The organism is Streptomyces sp. 2131.1 (assembly GCF_900105515.1).
GTDB lineage: Bacteria > Actinomycetota > Actinomycetes > Streptomycetales > Streptomycetaceae > Streptomyces > Streptomyces drozdowiczii.
Genome location: NZ_FNSY01000001.1, coordinates 5,198,131 through 5,215,367, shown reverse-complemented (window position 1 = coordinate 5,215,367; position 17,237 = coordinate 5,198,131). Strand labels below are relative to the sequence as shown.

At 72.8% G+C, this 17,237-nt stretch carries 15 protein-coding genes; 12 read left to right on the top strand and 3 right to left on the bottom strand.

The genetic code is table 11. The features are described from left to right. Positions 1-223 precede the first annotated feature (223 nt). From BLW14_RS23420 to BLW14_RS23410, 3 genes are all read left to right on the top strand, one after another. Positions 224-823: a DUF3043 domain-containing protein gene (locus BLW14_RS23420; protein ID WP_093709160.1), complete on the top strand. Its 600-nt coding sequence runs from the start codon at positions 224-226 to the stop codon at positions 821-823. A 116-nt stretch (positions 824-939) separates the two neighbouring features. Continuing rightward, positions 940-1,662, top strand: a complete 723-nt coding sequence (locus BLW14_RS23415; RefSeq protein ID WP_093709159.1) for a class I SAM-dependent methyltransferase — start codon at positions 940-942, stop codon at positions 1,660-1,662. A gap of 162 nt (positions 1,663-1,824) precedes the next feature. Beyond that, positions 1,825-2,916, top strand: a complete 1,092-nt coding sequence (locus BLW14_RS23410) for a S1C family serine protease (protein WP_093709158.1) — start codon at positions 1,825-1,827, stop codon at positions 2,914-2,916. A 111-nt stretch (positions 2,917-3,027) separates the two neighbouring features. On the opposite strand, the gene BLW14_RS23405 is transcribed toward BLW14_RS23410, so the two are convergent. Then, positions 3,028-3,240 (bottom strand): hypothetical protein, encoded by a 213-nt coding sequence (locus tag BLW14_RS23405; RefSeq protein ID WP_093709157.1) that lies wholly within the window; start codon positions 3,238-3,240, stop codon positions 3,028-3,030. Positions 3,241-3,346: 106 nt separating this feature from the next. Between BLW14_RS23405 and BLW14_RS23400 the strand changes: the two genes are divergently transcribed. The 4 genes from BLW14_RS23400 (at position 3,347) to BLW14_RS23385 (ending at position 8,455) form a co-directional block, all read left to right on the top strand. Further along, positions 3,347-4,549: a bifunctional adenosylcobinamide kinase/adenosylcobinamide-phosphate guanylyltransferase gene (locus BLW14_RS23400; protein WP_093709156.1), complete on the top strand. Its 1,203-nt coding sequence runs from the start codon at positions 3,347-3,349 to the stop codon at positions 4,547-4,549. Between the two features lie 177 nt (positions 4,550-4,726). Continuing rightward, positions 4,727-5,839, top strand: a complete 1,113-nt coding sequence (locus tag BLW14_RS23395) for a nicotinate-nucleotide--dimethylbenzimidazole phosphoribosyltransferase (RefSeq protein WP_093709155.1) — start codon at positions 4,727-4,729, stop codon at positions 5,837-5,839. An 82-nt stretch (positions 5,840-5,921) separates the two neighbouring features. Next, the gene (locus BLW14_RS23390) at positions 5,922-7,748 is read left to right on the top strand and encodes a phosphatidylglycerol lysyltransferase domain-containing protein (protein WP_177154076.1); all 1,827 of its coding nucleotides are present in this window, start codon (positions 5,922-5,924) and stop codon (positions 7,746-7,748) included. Then, on the top strand, positions 7,745-8,455 hold the full coding sequence (locus tag BLW14_RS23385; protein WP_093710828.1) for a hypothetical protein: 711 nt from the start codon (positions 7,745-7,747) through the stop codon (positions 8,453-8,455). The genes BLW14_RS23390 and BLW14_RS23385 overlap by 4 nt, the downstream gene beginning before the upstream one ends. Here the strand turns inward: BLW14_RS23385 and BLW14_RS23380 are convergent. Further along, positions 8,398-9,159, bottom strand: a complete 762-nt coding sequence (locus tag BLW14_RS23380; RefSeq protein ID WP_093709153.1) for a hypothetical protein — start codon at positions 9,157-9,159, stop codon at positions 8,398-8,400. The two genes, BLW14_RS23385 and BLW14_RS23380, sit on opposite strands and share 58 nt — an antisense overlap. Positions 9,160-9,246: 87 nt before the next feature. Between BLW14_RS23380 and BLW14_RS23375 the strand changes: the two genes are divergently transcribed. Continuing rightward, positions 9,247-10,026, top strand: coding sequence for an adenosylcobinamide-GDP ribazoletransferase (locus BLW14_RS23375; RefSeq protein ID WP_093709152.1), 780 nt, complete (start codon positions 9,247-9,249; stop codon positions 10,024-10,026). 13 nt (positions 10,027-10,039) lie between these two features. Here the strand turns inward: BLW14_RS23375 and BLW14_RS23370 are convergent, their stop codons facing one another. After that, the gene (locus BLW14_RS23370) at positions 10,040-10,888 is read right to left on the bottom strand and encodes an endo alpha-1,4 polygalactosaminidase (protein ID WP_093709151.1); all 849 of its coding nucleotides are present in this window, start codon (positions 10,886-10,888) and stop codon (positions 10,040-10,042) included. A gap of 220 nt (positions 10,889-11,108) precedes the next feature. On the opposite strand from BLW14_RS23370, the gene BLW14_RS23365 reads away from it, so the two are divergent. The 4 genes from BLW14_RS23365 to BLW14_RS23350 all read left to right on the top strand — a co-directional run bounded on the left by BLW14_RS23365 (position 11,109) and on the right by BLW14_RS23350 (position 16,999). Further along, positions 11,109-12,662, top strand: coding sequence for a leucyl aminopeptidase (locus tag BLW14_RS23365; RefSeq protein WP_093709150.1), 1,554 nt, complete (start codon positions 11,109-11,111; stop codon positions 12,660-12,662). A gap of 318 nt (positions 12,663-12,980) precedes the next feature. After that, positions 12,981-14,369 carry a dihydrolipoyl dehydrogenase gene (lpdA, locus tag BLW14_RS23360; protein ID WP_177154075.1) on the top strand — a complete coding sequence of 463 codons (1,389 nt, stop codon included), beginning with the start codon at positions 12,981-12,983 and terminating at the stop codon, positions 14,367-14,369. A 59-nt stretch (positions 14,370-14,428) separates the two neighbouring features. Next, positions 14,429-16,228: a 2-oxoglutarate dehydrogenase, E2 component, dihydrolipoamide succinyltransferase gene (sucB, locus tag BLW14_RS23355; RefSeq protein ID WP_093709148.1), complete on the top strand. Its 1,800-nt coding sequence runs from the start codon at positions 14,429-14,431 to the stop codon at positions 16,226-16,228. 147 nt (positions 16,229-16,375) lie between these two features. Next, a complete protein-coding gene (locus BLW14_RS23350) occupies positions 16,376-16,999 on the top strand; it encodes a GntR family transcriptional regulator (RefSeq protein ID WP_093709147.1) in 624 nt (207 codons plus the stop codon). Positions 17,000-17,237 lie beyond the last annotated feature (238 nt).

The following is a 17,237-nucleotide window of genomic DNA, read 5'->3' as shown; positions in this document are numbered from 1 at the left end:
CACTCCAACAGAACCCACAGTACGGGCCCTGTCTCTATTACCGCACTGTTCGAGCGTGGATGGGCTCCTCCCCAAGGACGACTGTGCCCCCGGTCCGGTCCGGCCCAGGGAGTAGGTGATGCCCGTATCGTCCGCTCGTACACCGGCAAGGACGCGGGCCGTTGCCGGATCGTTCCCGGCCGGCCTGCGGGTATCGGCGATCGACCCCGTACCCTTGGGCCTTGTGTTCCGTAGCCGTTCCAAGGAAGAGAAGGCCCCCACCGACAAGGTGACGGCGGACCTCTCCAAGACGCCCCGCGACCCGCAGGCTCCCAAGGGTCGCCCCACCCCCAAGCGCAGCGAGGCCCAGACGCAGCGCCGTCGTGCCTCCAGTGGTGCGCCGCTCGACCGCAAGGAGGCCATGAAGCGCCAGCGTGAAGCGCGGCGCGTGGACATGGCCAAGCAGCGGGAGGCGCTCGCCAGTGGCGACGAGCGTTATCTGCCGGCGCGCGACAAGGGGCCGGTGCGCCGCTTCGTCCGCGACTTCGTGGACTCGCGCTTCTGCATCGCGGAGTACTTCCTGCCGCTCGCCGTGGTCATCCTGGTCCTCAGCGTGATCCAGGTGCAGGGCATCCAGAACATCTCGCTGCTGCTGTGGCTGATCGTGATCGTGCTGATCGTGATCGACTCGGTCGGGCTCGCGTTCCGCCTGCGCAAGCAGCTGAACACACGGTTCCCGGACACCCCGAAGCGCGGCGCGGTCGCCTACGGCCTGATGCGTACGCTCCAGATGCGCCGGCTTCGCCTGCCGAAGCCGCAGGTCAAGCGCGGAGAGCGGCCCTGAGTACGGAGCCTTCCGGCCCGGTCGGCGGACTCTCCGTCGACCGGTCGGGTGCGGTCTCCGGTTTCGCCGGGGCCTCCACGGCCTGGACCAAGGGGCTCTCGGGCCTGCGCAACACCGTGCGCCAGGAGCTGGTCGCCCGGCAGCTTGACGAGCAGATCGCGGCGCGCTTCCCGGTCGGGCAGCGGCTGCGCATCCTGGACGTCGGCATGGGCCAGGGCACCCAGGCACTGCGTCTGGCCCGGGCCGGGCACACCGTGACGGGCCTGGAGTCCGATCCGGAGATGCTGCGCATCGCCCGTGAGGCGCTGGGCGGCGAGCCGGCCGGCATCCGGGAGCGGGTCCGGCTCATCGAGGGCAACGGCCAGGACACCGGGGTCCACTTCCTGCCCGGCAGCTTCGACGTGGTGCTCTGCCACGGCGTGCTGATGTACGTTCAGGAGCCGGACGCCATGGTGGCGGGTCTGGCCAGGATGCTGGCGCCGGGCGGGCTGCTCTCGCTGCTCGTACGGAACGCGGACGCGCTGGCGATGCGGCCGGGCACGGCCGGGGACTGGGACGGGGCGCTCGCGGCGTTCGACACCGACCGGTACACCAACCGGCTCGGGCTCTCCGTGCGCGCGGACCGGCTGGAGGCGCTGACGGCGACGCTCGCCTCGATCGCGGCGCCGCTGCACGCCTGGTACGGGGTGCGGATCTTCACGGACAACGTCAGCAACGACGTCGAGCTGCCGCCGGCCGCGGAGCTGGAGCAAGTGCTCGCGGCGGAGGACCGGGCGGGCCGGACGGACCCGTACCGCGGGGTCGCGGCGCTGCTGCATCTGTGTGGCGTACGGGGGTGAGGGCGGGGCGGTGTCGGGGCCGGGTGCGTGCGGGCGGGCGCCTTGTCCTCGAACGCCGGGCGGGCTGAAGGATTGCCCTCAAACGCCGGGCGGGCCTGATTCCCCTCCCCCCATGGATGCGCTCAGCGGGCCACCCGTGGGGGCAAAAGCAATAATCCGGACATGGATGCCATTCACTCCCACCGCCGTGCGCGCCGGCTGTTGCTGCCCCTGTCCGCGGGGGTCTGCGCGGTCGCGCTGGTGAGCGGTTGTTCCGGTTCGAACGCCCCCGCCGCGGGGCCGGACGCGACGGCGTCCGGTTCGGCGCAGCCCGGTCCGGTCGCGAAGGCCACCGGTGACCTGCAGAGCGAATACCAGTCCGCCATCAACGACGTGCTGCCGTCGGTCGTGCAGATCGACGCCTCCGAGAGCCTGGGGTCCGGTGTCGTCTACGACGCCAAGGGTCACATCGTCACCAACGCCCACGTCGTCGGCGACGAGAAGTCCTTCAAGGTCACGGTGGCCACCGGCGAGAAGGTGCTGAAGGCCTCGCTGGTCGCGGCCTACCCCGAGCAGGACCTGGCCGTCATCAAGCTCGACGACGTGCCCGACGGGCTGCGGCCCGCGAAGTTCGGTGACTCCGAGAAGGTCGCCGTGGGGCAGATCGTCCTCGCGATGGGTTCGCCGCTGGGACTGTCCAGCAGCGTCACCCAGGGCATCGTCTCGGCGCTCGGCCGGACCGTGAGCGAGAGCCGCTCGGGCGGCGGCACCGGGGCGACCATCGCGAACATGGTGCAGACCTCGGCGGCGATCAACCCGGGCAACAGCGGCGGGGCCCTGGTGAACCTGGACAGCCAGGTCATCGGCATCCCGACGCTCGCCGCGTCCGACCCCCAGATGGGCGACAGCGCGGCGCCCGGGATCGGCTTCGCCATCCCCGCCTCGATGGTGCGGACGGTCGCGGACCAGATCATCAGGAACGGCAAGGTCACCGACTCGGGCCGGGCGGCGCTCGACATCACCGGCCGCACGGTCGTCAACGACGACTACCGTCCGGCGGGCGTCGCGATCGTCAGCGCGCAGAAGGGCGGCGCGGCCGACAAGGCGGGGCTGCGGGCCGGCGACATCATCGTGAAGGTGGACGACACGAAGGTCACCACGATCACCTCGCTCTCCGAGGCGCTGGCCGGCCACAAGCCGGGCCAGAAGGCGAAGGTGACGTACACACGCGGAAGCTCGCAGAAAACGGCCGAGGTCACCCTCGGCGAGATCTGAACGTACCGAGAGCTGAACGTACCGAGAGCTGAGCGTGCCGAGAGCTGAGCGTACGAGGACGGCTGCCGCCGGGTGGGTCCGTGGGGCCCACCCGGCGGCAGTCCTACGCCGTCAGCCCGCCGCGTCCGCCTGAAGGCTCATCGGGCCGTAGATCTTCGTGCCGTCGTCGAAGAGCGTTACCTGGTCCGCCCCACCGTCCAGGAGTTCCTTCCAGTACTCACCGATCCAGGACTCCGCGTCGCCCTGGGTCGTGAACTCCTCCGGCTGGAGCGCCGGCTCCGTCTCCGTACCGTCGGACTTCTCGAACCGCCACGTCCACGCCATGTGCGCCTCCCGGTAAGTCGTTCCCGTCGGCAGCCTAGAGCCTGGGGGGCGGATCTTCGAGAGCCCACGTCGCGCACCGCGCGCGGCGACGCGGGAGGATCGGGACGTGGAACTGACTCTGCTCGGCACCGGAGCCCCCGACGGGCTGCCGCGGCCCGACTGCCCCTGCGCCGCGTGCGCCCTCGCCCGCGGTACCGGCAGCCGGGCCGCGACCGCCCTCCTGATCGACGACGCGCTGCTGCTCGACCTGACGCCGGGGGCGGTGTTCGCCGCCGCCCGCGCGGGCCGCTCGCTCACCGGCGTACGGCAGGTGCTGCTGACCCACCCGCACGACGGGCCTGCGGTCGAGCTGCCCGCCGGGCTGCCTCCGGCGGGCCGGGTGCCGGACGGGCGGGTGCTGACGCTGATCAGCGGGCACCGGGTGCGGGCCGTGCCGATGGACGCGCCGGGTACGGGGTACGAGGTGATCTCGCCGGAGGGCGCCCGGCTGCTCTACCTCCCGCCGGGCGGCGCGCCGGCCGGGCTGACGGACCCGGTGGCGCAGCCCTACGACCTGGTCGCCGGGGACGTCGTCGGGCGGCCCGACGCGGTGGCGCGGCTGCGGGCCGTCGAGGCGGTCGGGCCCGCCACCGAGCTGATCGCCGTCCACCTGGACCACGACGCCCCGCCCGGCCCCGAGCTGGACCGCCGGCTCGCCGCCGCCGGGGCGCGGGCGGTGCCGGACGGCACGACGCTGGCGGTCGGCGGCTTCCGCACCCCGGCCGCGGCCCCCCGGCGCACCCTGGTCACCGGCGGCGCGCGCTCCGGCAAGTCCGTCGAGGCGGAACGCCGGCTGGAGACGTATCCGGAGGTCGTGTACGTGGCGACCGGCGGCGCCCGGAACGGGGACGCGGAGTGGGCGGCCCGGGTCGGGCTGCACCGGGAGCGCCGGCCGGCCGCCTGGCGCACCGAGGAGACGTGCGAGCTGGCGGAGCTGCTGTCGGCGGACGGGCCGCCGCTGCTCATCGACTGCCTGTCCCTGTGGCTGACCGACCTGATGGACCGGGTGGACGCCTGGTCCGACGCGACGTGGGCGGACGGTGGCGAGCGGGCCCTGCGCTCGAGGACCGCGGAGCTGGTCGCGGCGGTACGCGGGACGCGGCGCACGGTCGTCCTGGTGACCAACGAGACCGGTTCCGGGGTGGTGCCGGCGACCGCGGCCGGCCGCCGCTTCCGCGACGAGCTGGGGCGGCTGAACGCGGCGGTGGCCGAGGAGTGCGAGCAGGTGCTGCTGGTGGTGGCGGGGCAGGTGCTGCCGCTGCGGGGCTGAGGGGCGTGCCACCGCTTCGGACGGTGCGGGGCTGAAGGGGCGCGCCACCACTGCGGGGCTGACGGGGCGTGCCACCGCTTCGGACGGTGCGCGAAAACGCGGCGGGTACTGTTCCGCAGTGAGCCCGCCGGCGGGCTCCCCGGCCACTCCACGTATCGACCCGCGAGGCAGACCCCCGTGAATCTGGACGACTTCTCCGACCTGATCGAACGCCCCGACGGGGGTGTCCGGCGCGACGCCGAGGAACGCCGGGAGCGGCTGCGCGTGCCCCCGGGTGCTCTCGGGCGCCTGGACGAGCTGGGCGAGTGGCTGTCGTCCGCTCAGCAGGCGTCGCCGGTGCGGCCGATCGAGCAGCCGCGCGTGGTGCTGTTCGCGGGCGACCACGGGGTGGCCGCGCTCGATGTGTCCGGCCGGACTCCCGGTACCGCGCACGAACTGGTCCGGGCCACGCTGGAGGGGGCGAGCCCGCTGGCGGTCCTGGCCCGTCGCTTCTCCGTGCCGGTACGGATCGTCGACGCCGGCCTCGACTGCGACCCGGAGTTGCTGCCGGAGGCCGTCGTGCGGACTCGGGTCCGGCGCGGCAGCGGGCGTATCGACGTCGAGGACGCGCTGACGGCCGAGGAAGCCGAGGCCGCGGTGCGGCTCGGGATCGCGGTGGCCGACGAGGAGGCCGACTCGGGCACCGACCTGGTGGTACTCGGCGACCTGAGCGTGGGCGGTACGACGGCGGCGGCCACGCTGATCGCGGCGCTCTGCGGCACGGACGCCTCGGTGGTGACCGGGCGCGGCGGTGCGGGGATCGACGACCTGGCGTGGATGCGCAAGTGCGCGGCGATCCGCGACGCGCTGCGCCGGGCCCGGCCGGTGCTGGGCGACCAGCTGGAGCTGCTGGCGACGGTGGGCGGCGCGGATCTGGCGGCGATGACGGGCTTCCTGCTCCAGTGCGCGGTGCGCCGGCTGCCCGTGGTCCTGGACGGCGTGGTGGGCGCGGCGGCGGCGCTGGTCGGCCAGCGGGCCGCGTTCCGGGCGCCGGACTGGTGGCTGGCGGGTCAGCTGAGCGGTGAGCCGGCGCAGGCCAAGGCGCTCGACCGGATGGCGCTCAACCCCGTGCTCGACCACGGCGTCATCGTGGGCGAGGGGTGCGGGGCGCTGCTCGCCCTTCCCTTCGTCCAGGCCGCCGCCGCGCTCGTGGCGGAGCTGCCCGAGCGCGAGCCCGAGGCGGAAGAGGTCGGCCCGGACGACGAGAAGGACGACGCGACGGACGACGCGACGGACGACGAAACTGACTGATCGCGGCACCGCTCCGCGGCCGTCCGACACCGGCCGCGGAGCGCCCCCTCATGCAGCGCGATGCCCCATATGATCGCTTTTCATGGGAGAGGTCCGAATGGCCGCCGAGGAATCCGGAAAGGACGCCGTCCGCCGGACCGGCACCCCGAGCTCACGCCGCGGGGCGGCGTTCACCATCTGGTACCTGCGCGTGGTGTCGTTCCTGAACTTCCTGAGCGCCGTCTGGGTCACCTTCGGCCAAGACCTGCGCCGCCACAACACGGACGACTACTTCACCCCGTATCTGCTGACGGCGGGCTTCTCCTCCGGGGTGGTCGCGCTCTTCCTCGCCGTGACGATGCGCCGGCGCAAGCGGGCCGCGTGGATCGTCAACATGGTCCTCAGCGGGCTGACGCTGCTGCTGCTCGCCGCCGTGTTCGGCTTCCCGGAGGTCCGCGGCTACGCGCAGAACTGGATCTCGCTGGCGCTGAGCGCGGCCTTCGTGGTCGCGCTGGTTCTGGGCCGGCGCGAGTTCTACGCGAAGGGCGACCGCTCCAACCCGAGGCTGGCGGCGCTGGTGGCCGTCGGCGGGCTGCTGGTCACCTCGCTGATCGCGGCGGGCCTGGTCACGGTCACCAACACCGCGCAGGACGACTACCGCTCCACGTTCCTGGACCGCTGGGGCTACGGCGCGCTGCGGCTGGTGTCCGTCGCGGCGAGCGACTACCGCTTCCCCGGGATCACCGCGCCCGGCTGGGTGAACGTCGTCATCAACGTCCTGTCCACGCTGCTGCTCGTCGCGGTCGTCTGGGCCGCCTTCCGCTCGCGGCGCGCGGTCGACCCGATCGCCCCGCAGGACGAGGAGGCGTTGCGGGCGCTGCTCGACAAGCACGGCGAACGGGACTCGCTGGGCTACTTCGCGCTGCGCCGTGAGAAGAGCGCGGTCTGGTCGCCCACCCGCAAGGCGGCAGTCGCCTACCGGGTCGTCGGCGGGGTGTCGCTGGCGTCCGGTGACCCGATCGGGGACCCGGAGGCCTGGCCGGGCGCGATCGCGCCGTGGCTGGCCGAGGCCCGCGAACACGGCTGGATCCCGGCGGTGATGGGCGCGAGCGAGGAGGCCGGCACGGTCTACGCCCGGCACGGCCTGGACGCCCTGGAACTGGGCGACGAGGCCATCGTGGAGACGGCCGAGTTCACCCTGGAGGGCCGTGCGATGCGGACCGTGCGCCAGGCGTACAACCGGGTGCGGCGGGCGGGTTACGAGGTGACGGTGCGCCGGCACGCGGAGATCCCGGAGGCCGAGATGGCGGAGCTGGTGCGCCGCGCGGACGACTGGCGGGACGGGGTGACCGAACGCGGCTTCTCGATGGCGCTGGGCCGGCTCGGCGACCCGGCCGACGGGCAGTGCTTGATGCTGGAGTGCCGTGACGCCCCGTCCGGTGACGGTGCGCCGGGCGAGCTGCGGGCCCTGCTGAGCTTCGTGCCGTGGGGCCCGAACGGCCTCTCGCTGGACCTGATGCGCCGTGACCGGGATGCCGAGAACGGGCTGATGGAGTTCATGGTCATCGAACTCCTCCAGCGGGCCGGGAAGCTGGGTGTGAAGCAGGTGTCGCTGAACTTCGCGATGTTCCGTTCGGTCTTCGAGCGCGGGTCGCGGCTGGGCGCCGGTCCGGTGCTCCGGATGTGGCGGTCGCTGCTCAGCTTCTTCTCGCGGTGGTGGCAGATCGAGTCGCTGTACCGCGCCAACGCCAAGTACCGCCCGATCTGGGAGCCCCGGTTCCTGCTCTTCGAGAAGAGCGCCGACCTGTTGCGCATCGGTGTCGCGGCCGGCCGCGCCGAAGGGTTTCTGGAGGCCCCGGGCCTGCCCAAGTGGCTGCACCGCTCCCGGCTGGCCCGGACCCGCGCCCTCCCGCCCGGACCGCGTGGATGAGAGCCGTACGCGCCCCGGGCCGGGCGGCCCGCCGGGAGTGGGGCCCGCTCTGCTCGGCCGTACGGGCGCGGCTCGCCGCCCGAGGACCGCGGGCCGTGCCCCTGACCCTGGCGTCGGTGGCCCTGACTGCGCTGCTCCAGGTGGTGCAGAACCGGCCCCGGGGCTACGGGCCGGTGCAGACGCTCGGCGCGGTCCGGGCGGACGATCCGCTCGGGGTGGCCCTGCTGCGTACCCCGTTGTCGCTGTTCGTACCCGCGCTGGACCTGCCGGTGTGGGGCGCGTTGGTGCAGATGCTGGTGGTGTTCGGGGCGGCGGAGATCTGCCTCGGCCGGTGGCGGACGCTGCTGATCGCGTACGCGGCGACGCTGGCCGGGACGCTGTACGCGCGGATCGGTATCGCGGCCGGGCCGGAGGCGTTCCTCGGGCTGCCCGCGTCGGACGCGCGGCTCGTGGACACCGGCCCGTCGGCGGCGGTGGTGGCGCTGGCGGTCTGCGTCTGCTGCGCGTACGGGGCCAGGTTCACCGGGGCGCTGGTGATCGCGGCGATGGTGGCCGAGGCCGTGTTCGAGGACAACCTGGCGGGCCGGGAGCACCTGGCGGCAGTCGCTGTGGCACTTCTTCTGTGCACCTCACGGGCGTTGAGGGGCCGTCAGGGCTTGGAGGGCGGGAGGGGGGACCGGTCCGGGGCCCCGCCGATCAGGTCCTGAAACCTGCGGCGCGGGCCGGCCCAGCGGACGTCGTGGTGGTAGGCCCGCAGCACCGCGCGGGAGCGGGCCCGGTGCCGGTTGCGGTAGAACCGCCGCGCCCACAGCGAGGTCGGCCGGGCCAGCCGTACCGCCCCGACCAGCGCCACGAACGGGACCAGTGTGCCGACCACCGCCATCCGCGCCTTGCCCTTGAACAGGGTGATGAGCACGAAGCAGAAGTTGATGACGACGGTGAGCACGGCCCCGAGCCGGCCCTGCTCCTGATCGTCGCTCAGGTCGTTCACGCCCAGCGGGGAGAATCCGCCGAGCACCAGCAGCACCAGGGCCGCCGTGAGCACGACGACCTCCACGCTCCGGCGCCCCTCCTCGGTCCAGTACACGTCGTCCAGGTAGAGGATCAGGGCGAACTCGTCGAGCACGAGGCCCGCGCCGACGCCGAAGACGACCGCGCAGATCCCGGCCGTGACCCCGTGCCGCCCGCTCGCCACCGCTCCGAATCCGCCGACGACGCTCAGCACCACGCCGGGCACCACGTGGTGGATGTGGACGCCGCCGGGCGTGATGTTGCGGAACGGCCCCTTCCCGGCCCGGATCATCCGGGTGATGAGCCGGGTGATCGCGAACGTCAGCACGAAGGCGGTCAGGGCCAGAAGCAGGGGCAGCTTGCCCGGCTCCACGAAGTTCTGATTGAACCAGTGACCCATGCCACGCACTCCCACTCGTCCGCCTGTGCCCCGTTATGCGGCATTCGGACAATCTAGCGGCCGCCCCCACCGATTAGCCTGCGCGCCGTGACCTCCCTGAACAGCCACGGCCTGCGTTTCGCCTTCGGCACCCTGACCGTGCTCCCCGTCCGCGTCACCCGCTGGGACCGGGGGGCCGCCCGCGCCGGGATGCTGTGCGCGCCGCTGGCCGGACTCGTCGTCGGGGTGCTCGCGGCGCTCCCCGGCAGCCTGCTGCTGTGGGCCGGTGCGGGCCCGCTGCTCGCCGCGGTCGTCTCCGCCGCGGTGCCCGCCGTCCTCACCCGGGGGCTCCACCTCGACGGTCTCGCGGACACCGCCGACGGCCTGGGCAGCGGCAGACCGGCCGACGAAGCGCTGCGCATCATGAAACAGTCGGACATCGGCCCCTTCGGCGTGATCACCCTGCTGTTCGTCCTGCTGGCCCAGGTGGCGGTCCTTCAGCAGCTGTACGCGCAGGACTGGGCGCACGGCGCGGCGGCGGCCGTCGTCTCCGCCGTCGTCGCCCGGCTCGCGCTGACCCTGGCCTCCCGGCGCGGCGTCCCGGCGGCCCGGCCGGAGGGCCTGGGCGCGGCCGTCGCCTCCACGGTCCCGGTGGCCGGGGCGGCGGCCGTCTCGCTCGTGGTGGTGGCCGCCTGCGCGGGCGCGGGGGCGCTGTTCGGCGGGTACGGGGCGCTGCGCCACGGCCTGGCGGTCCTGGTGGCCCTGGTGGTGGCCGAACTGCTGCTGCGGCACTGCGTGCGGCGGTTCGGCGGGGTGACCGGGGACGTCTTCGGGGCCCTGGCGGAGACGGCCGCGACGGCGGCGCTGGTCTGCCTGGCGCTGGGCTGAGCCGGCGGGCCGGTCAGGCCCCGGCGCACGTCTCGCGCCACGGGTCCAGCTCGTACTCCTTGCGCAGCGAGCTGAGCCGCAGCTTCCGGGACTGTGCGCAGAACTTCGCCGCCGGCAGCTCGTACTCCGCGTGGAAGACCGCCTTGCCGGCCTTCACGAACGGGGTCAGCTCCTCGCACTCCTCGTACTGGGCGCACTGCTCGTTGACCGCGAAGTCGAAGTCCCCGACCAGCTCCGGGATCTGCGCCAGGTCGTTCTTCAGGCCGACGGCCATGCCGTGGCGGTGGACCATGCGGGCGATCAGGCGGTTGTAGCGCAGCTGGTCGGCGGCGGTCAGCGGGAAGCCGCTCCTGTTGCGGTAGCCGTCCATGTTGTCCGGCTCGACCGCGTCGAAACCCTTCTTCGCGCACATGGCGATCCGGGTCTCCATCAGCGGCTCCAGGACCTCGGTGCGCCGGATGTCGAGCCAGCGCTCGCCCTTCCAGCCGTTGCCCTTCCCGAGCACGGCGGTGGGGAAACGGGCCGCGTCCGGGCGGAAGTCCTCCCAGGCGCCGGTGGACAGGTAGCAGATGACCTTGCGCCCCTCACGGTGGAGCTCGGCGACCTGGGCCGCCGTACGGTCGAAGCCGTCGATGTCGTACACCGGGGCGTCCACCGACGTGTCGAGCTTCCCCGAGAGCTGCCACTGCCAGTCCGTGCCCGGCTCCGGCTGCCAGCGCGCCGACGAGGGCCGCGCGGAGGCGGGTTCCTTCCCCGCCGGGGCCCGTTCATGCTCCGAGGAGCAGCCCGTGAGCGTCGTGAGCACCATCAGTGCGGTGACGGCGAGAGCCCCGCCCACCCGTGCGGCCGTCCGGTCGCGCATCGTTCCCCCATGTCCGCCGGGACGATCTTCCCGGGACCACCACCGTAACGACGGCCGCGCACCTCGCGCGCACCGCCTACGGCCCGCCGCCGTGATCGGGCGGCAAAGGCGCGCGTAGGCTCATTCCCGGCGCGTTGCGGCGGCGTCTACGATGCGCCGGGCACGGTCGGCCCACCCCATCGACCGGAAATGAACTCAACGGAAGCGAGATTTCACCACCGTGACTGCTCTCACTCTCAGCACTGCCGGTGCGGCGACGCTGCGCGCCGACGCCCTCGTCGTGGGCGTCGCCAAGGGCGCTGGAACCAAGTCCGGGGACCTCGTCCTCGCACCGGGCGCCGAGGCCGTGGACAAGGCGTTCGGCGGGAAGCTCGCCGCCGTCCTGGCGACCCTGGGCGCCTCCGGTGCCGAGGGCGAGCTGACGAAGGTCCCCGCCCCCGAGGGCCTGAAGGTCCCGGTCGTCATCGCGGCCGGCCTCGGCAAGGCCCCCGAGAAGGACGGCGCGTACGACGCGGAGGCGCTGCGCCGGGCCGCCGGCGCGGCCGCCCGCTCGCTGACCGGCTCCAAGAAGGCCGGCTTCGCGCTGCCCATCGGCTCCGTCGAGGACGCCGAGGCCATCGCGGAGGGCGCCCTGCTCGGCGCGTACGCCTTCACCGCCTACCAGGCCGGAGAGAACAAGCTCGCCCCCAAGGACGCGAAGGCCGCCGGTGCCAAGCAGGCGCTGGCCGAGGTCGCCGTGCTCGGCGCCAAGCCGCGCGACAAGGCGTTCAAGGCCGCCGCCGAGCGCGCGATCGCCCTCGCCGAGGAGATCAACCGCGCCCGCGACCTGGTCAACACCCCGCCTAACGACCTGTACCCCGAGTCCTTCGCCGCCGTGGCCACCGCCGCCGGCAAGGAGCACGGCATCAAGGTGCAGGTGCTCGACGAGAAGGCGCTCGTCAAGGGCGGCTTCGGCGGCATCCTCGGCGTCGGCCAGGGCGCGGCCCGCGGCCCGCGCCTGGTGAAGCTCGCGTACACGCACCCGAAGGCGGAGAAGACCCTGGCCCTCGTGGGCAAGGGCATCACCTACGACTCGGGCGGCATCTCGCTGAAGCCGGCCGGCCACAACGAGACGATGAAGTGCGACATGGCCGGCGCCGCCGCCGTGTTCGCGACCGTCGTCGCGGCCGCCCGCATCGGCCTGCGCGTCAACGTCACCGGCTGGCTGGCGCTCGCCGAGAACATGCCGTCGGGCACCGCCACCCGCCCCGGTGACGTCCTGCGCATGTACAGCGGCAAGACCGTCGAGGTCCTCAACACCGACGCCGAGGGCCGGCTCGTCCTCGCCGACGCGCTGACCCGCGCCTCCGAGGAAGCCCCGGACGCGATCGTCGACGTGGCGACCCTGACCGGCGCGATGGTGCTGGCCCTGGGCAACCGCACCTTCGGCATCATGTCCAACGACGACGCCTTCCGTACCTCGATCCACGAGATCGCGGAGGAGGTCGGCGAGGCCTCCTGGCCGATGCCGCTCCCGGCCGACCTGCGCAAGGGCATGGACTCCCCGACCGCCGACATCGCCAACATGGGCGAGCGGATGGGCGGCGGCCTGGTGGCCGGTCTGTTCCTGAAGGAGTTCGTGGGCGAGGGCATCGCCTGGGCGCACCTGGACATCGCGGGCCCGGCCTTCCACGAGGGCGCGCCGTACGGCTACACCCCGAAGGGCGGCACCGGTTCCGCGGTCCGCACGCTGGTGAAGCTGGCGGAGCGCACCGCGGCCGGCGACCTCGGCTGAGGCAGCGGCTGCGACACGGCCCCGGGCATACGTCCGGGGCCGTACGTGTTCCCCCCACGGCACAGGGACCGGGGCGGTTTCGCTCTCGACGAAATCCCCTGTTCCCTACGCAGCGGTAATCCACCGGGACGGTCGATCATCCGTCCCGGACACGGGCCCCGCGTCCCGCCCACCGTCAACAAGTGCGAAGATGGGTTCTCGGCAGGACAGGGCCCCCACCACAGGGCCGAAGACAAAGCGGCCGCACACCAGCCGACCGGCCGGTAGCACCCCGAGGACGGGGCCCGGCGTACGGCGCACATGCATGGAGGACGTGACGTGGCGAACGACGCCAGCACCGTTTTCGACCTAGTGATCCTCGGCGGTGGCAGCGGCGGGTACGCCGCGGCCCTGCGCGGAGCGCAGCTGGGCCTGGACGTCGCTCTGATCGAGAAGGGCAAGGTCGGCGGCACCTGCCTGCACAACGGCTGCATTCCCACGAAGGCCCTGCTGCACGCCGGCGAGATCGCGGACCAGGCCCGCGAATCCGCGCAGTTCGGCGTGAAGGCCACCTTCGAGGGCATCGACATGGCGGCCGTCCACAAGTACAAGGACGACGTGATCTCCGGCCTGTACAAGGGTCTGCAGGGTCTCGTCGCCTCCCGCAAGGTGCACTACATCGAGGGCGAGGGCCGGCTCTCCTCCCCCACCTCGGTGGACGTGAACGGCCAGCGCATCCAGGGCCGCCACGTGCTCCTGGCGACCGGCTCCGTGCCGAAGTCGCTCCCGGGTCTCGAGATCGACGGCAACCGCATCATCTCCTCGGACCACGCGCTGAAGCTGGACCGCGTCCCGAAGTCCGCGATCGTGCTGGGCGGCGGCGTCATCGGCGTCGAGTTCGCCTCGGCGTGGACCTCCTTCGGCAGCGACGTGACCATCGTCGAGGGCCTGAAGCACCTCGTCCCGGTCGAGGACGAGAACAGCTCGAAGCTTCTTGAGCGCGCCTTCCGCAAGCGCGGCATCAAGTTCAACCTCGGCACGTTCTTCCAGAGCGCCGAGTACACGCAGGACGGCGTCCGCGTGACCCTCGCCGACGGCAAGACCTTCGAGGCGGAGGTGCTGCTGGTCGCGATCGGCCGCGGCCCGGTCTCGCAGGGCCTGGGCTACGAGGAGGCCGGGGTCGCCATGGACCGCGGCTACGTCCTGGTCGACGAGTACATGCGGACCAACGTGGAGACGATCTCCGCCGTGGGCGACCTGGTCCCGACGCTCCAGCTGGCGCACGTCGGCTTCGCCGAGGGCATCCTCGTCGCGGAGCGGCTGGCCGGACTGAAGACCGTCCCGATCGACTACGACGGTGTCCCCCGGGTCACGTACTGCCACCCCGAGGTCGCCTCCGTCGGCATCACCGAGGCCAAGGCCAAGGAGCTCTACGGCGCGGACAAGGTCGTCGCGCTGAAGTACAACCTCGCGGGCAACGGCAAGAGCAAGATCCTCAAGACCGCGGGCGAGATCAAGCTCGTCCAGGTCAAGGACGGTGCCGTGGTCGGCGTCCACATGGTCGGTGACCGTATGGGCGAGCAGGTCGGCGAAGCCCAGCTGATCTACAACTGGGAGGCGCTGCCCGCCGAGGTGGCCCAGCTCATCCACGCCCACCCGACGCAGAACGAGGCGATGGGCGAGGCGCACCTGGCGCTCGCCGGCAAGCCGCTTCACTCCCACGACTGACCCGTCGACGGGCGCGACGACCGACCACTTCCGCATTTTCGTTAGGAGCAACTGAAACCATGTCGGTTTCCGTAACCCTTCCGGCGCTCGGCGAGAGCGTCACCGAGGGCACTGTCACCCGCTGGCTGAAGGCCGAGGGCGAGCGCGTCGAGGCCGACGAGCCGCTGCTCGAGGTCTCGACCGACAAGGTCGACACCGAGATCCCGGCCCCCGCCTCGGGCATCCTGTCGTCCATCAAGGTCGCCGAGGACGAGACCGTCGAGGTCGGCGCCGAGCTGGCCGTCATCGACGACGGCTCGGGCGCCCCGGCCGCCGAGTCCGCCCCGGCCGCCGAGCCTGCCGCGGCTCCGGCCCCGGCCGCCTCCGAGGCCCCGGCCGCCCCGTCGACCGAGACCGAGGCTCCGGCCGAGGCCCCGAGCGCCCAGGACACCGCCGGCGCGTCCTCCGCCTCCGGCACCGACGTCACCCTCCCGGCGCTCGGCGAGAGCGTCACCGAGGGCACCGTCACCCGCTGGCTGAAGGAGGTCGGCGAGGAGGTCGCGGAGGACGAGCCGCTGCTCGAGGTCTCCACGGACAAGGTCGACACCGAGATCCCCGCCCCGGTCGCCGGTGTGCTGCTGGAGATCGTGGTCGGCGAGGACGAGACCGCCGAGGTCGGCGCCAAGCTCGCCGTCATCGGTGCGCCCGGCGCCGCCCCGGCCGAGGCCCCGGCCCCGGCTCAGGCCGCCCCCGCCCAGGAGGCTCCGGCCCAGCCCGCCCCGGCCCCCGCGCCGGAACCGGCTCCGGCCCCCGCCGCGCCCGCCCCGGCCCCGGCTCAGCCCGCCCCCGCCCAGGCCGCCCCGGCTCCGGCTCCGGCGGCTCCCGCCCCGGCCCCGGCGCCCGCCCCGGCCCAGGCACCCGCCCCGGCCGCGACCTCCGGTGACGACGGCGCGTACGTCACGCCGCTGGTCCGCAAGCTCGCCGCCGAGAACGGCGTCGACCTGGGCTCGGTGAAGGGCACCGGCGTCGGTGGCCGTATCCGCAAGCAGGACGTCGTCGCCGCCGCGGAGGCCGCCAAGGCCGCCGCCGCTGCCCCGGCGCCCGCCGCTGCCGCTGCTCCGGCCGCCTCCTCCAAGGCGCCGAAGCTGGAGGCCTCCCCGCTGCGCGGTCAGACGGTCAAGATGACCCGCATGCGCAAGGTCATCGGCGACAACATGATGAAGGCGCTGCACTCGCAGGCCCAGCTGACCTCGGTCGTCGAGGTCGACGTCACGAAGCTGATGAAGCTGCGCGCCAAGGCGAAGGACGGCTTCGCGGCCCGTGAGGGCGTCAAGCTCTCCCCGATGCCGTTCTACGTCAAGGCCGCCGCCCAGGCGCTGAAGGCCCACCCGGTCGTCAACGCCCGGATCAACGAGGACGAAGGCACGATCACGTACTTCGACTCGGAGAACATCGGCATCGCCGTGGACGCCGAGAAGGGCTTGATGACCCCGGTCATCAAGGGCGCGGGCGACCTCAACATCGCCGGCATCTCGAAGAAGACCGCCGAGCTGGCCGGCAAGGCCCGCGGTGGCGGCCTGACCCCGGACGACATGTCCGGTGCCACCTTCACCATCAGCAACACCGGCTCGCGCGGTGCGCTGTTCGACACGGTCATCGTGCCGCCGAACCAGGCGGCCATCCTGGGCATCGGCGCCACCGTGAAGCGCCCCGCGGTCATCGAGACCGAGGAGGGCACCGTGATCGGTGTCCGCGACATGACGTACCTGTCGCTCTCCTACGACCACCGTCTGGTGGACGGCGCGGACGCCGCCCGCTACCTGACCGCGGTCAAGGCGATCCTGGAGGCCGGCGAGTTCGAGGTCGAGCTCGGCCTGTAAACGGCTCGGCCTGTAACCAGCCTCACGATCGGCGCCCCCGTCCGGAACACTTCCGGGCGGGGGCGCCGCCGTATTGTCTAGACACCACCGGTCGCCCCGGCCACCGTGCCCGGTGCAGGCGTACCGGTCTGTCCGAAGGAGCCCGTCATGACCCCGCCCGTCGTCCACTCGCTGCGCGAACAGATCCGCGAGCACATCGTGGAGGGGATCGTCAGCGGGCGCTGGAAGCCGGGCGAGCGGATCGTGGAGCGGCGCATCGCCACCGAGCTGGAGGTCAGCCAGACGCCCGTGCGCGAGGCGCTGCGGGAGCTGGAGACGCTGCGGCTGATCGAGTCGGCCCCCAACAAGGGCGTCCGGGTCCGCAACCTCACCGCCGCGGACCTGGAGGAGAGCTACCCCGTACGGGCGGGCCTGGAGCAGATCGCCGCCGAGCTGGCGGCCCCCGGACTCGGCGAGGACTGCTCGCTGCTGGCGCCGCACGTGGCGGCGCTGTACGAGGCGGACCGGCGGGCGGACGGCGAGGCGCAGGTCAGGCACACGGTCGGCTTCCACCGGGAGCTGGTGCGGGCGGCGGGCAACGCGGTGCTGCTGCACACCTGGGAGGGGCTGGGCATCGAGGTGTTCACGGCGCTGTCGATCCGGTGGCTGGGGACGGTGCAGAAGTCGTACGCGGAGGAGCACGAGGCCCTCATCGACGCGTTCCTGCGCAAGGACCCGGACATAGGGGCGCTCGTGAAGGCCCACGTCCTGGGATGCGCGCCGCGCGCCTGAGGCGCGGTCCGGCGCTCTGCGCATCTGTCACCCCGGGCGCTCTCCTGTACAGGTGAGCGCCCGTTTTGGCGGGTAAATCCCGTCACTCGGTGCCCCGTTTCATGGCACCGCATGCCACTTTCTTCATATCGAGAAGTTTTCCCTTTCATCCTTTGATCGATCATCGATCGGCGACTTACAGTTCACTTCGCGGGCCCACCGGCCCCATCGCCCTGTCCTGCCAGTCAGGGACTTCTCC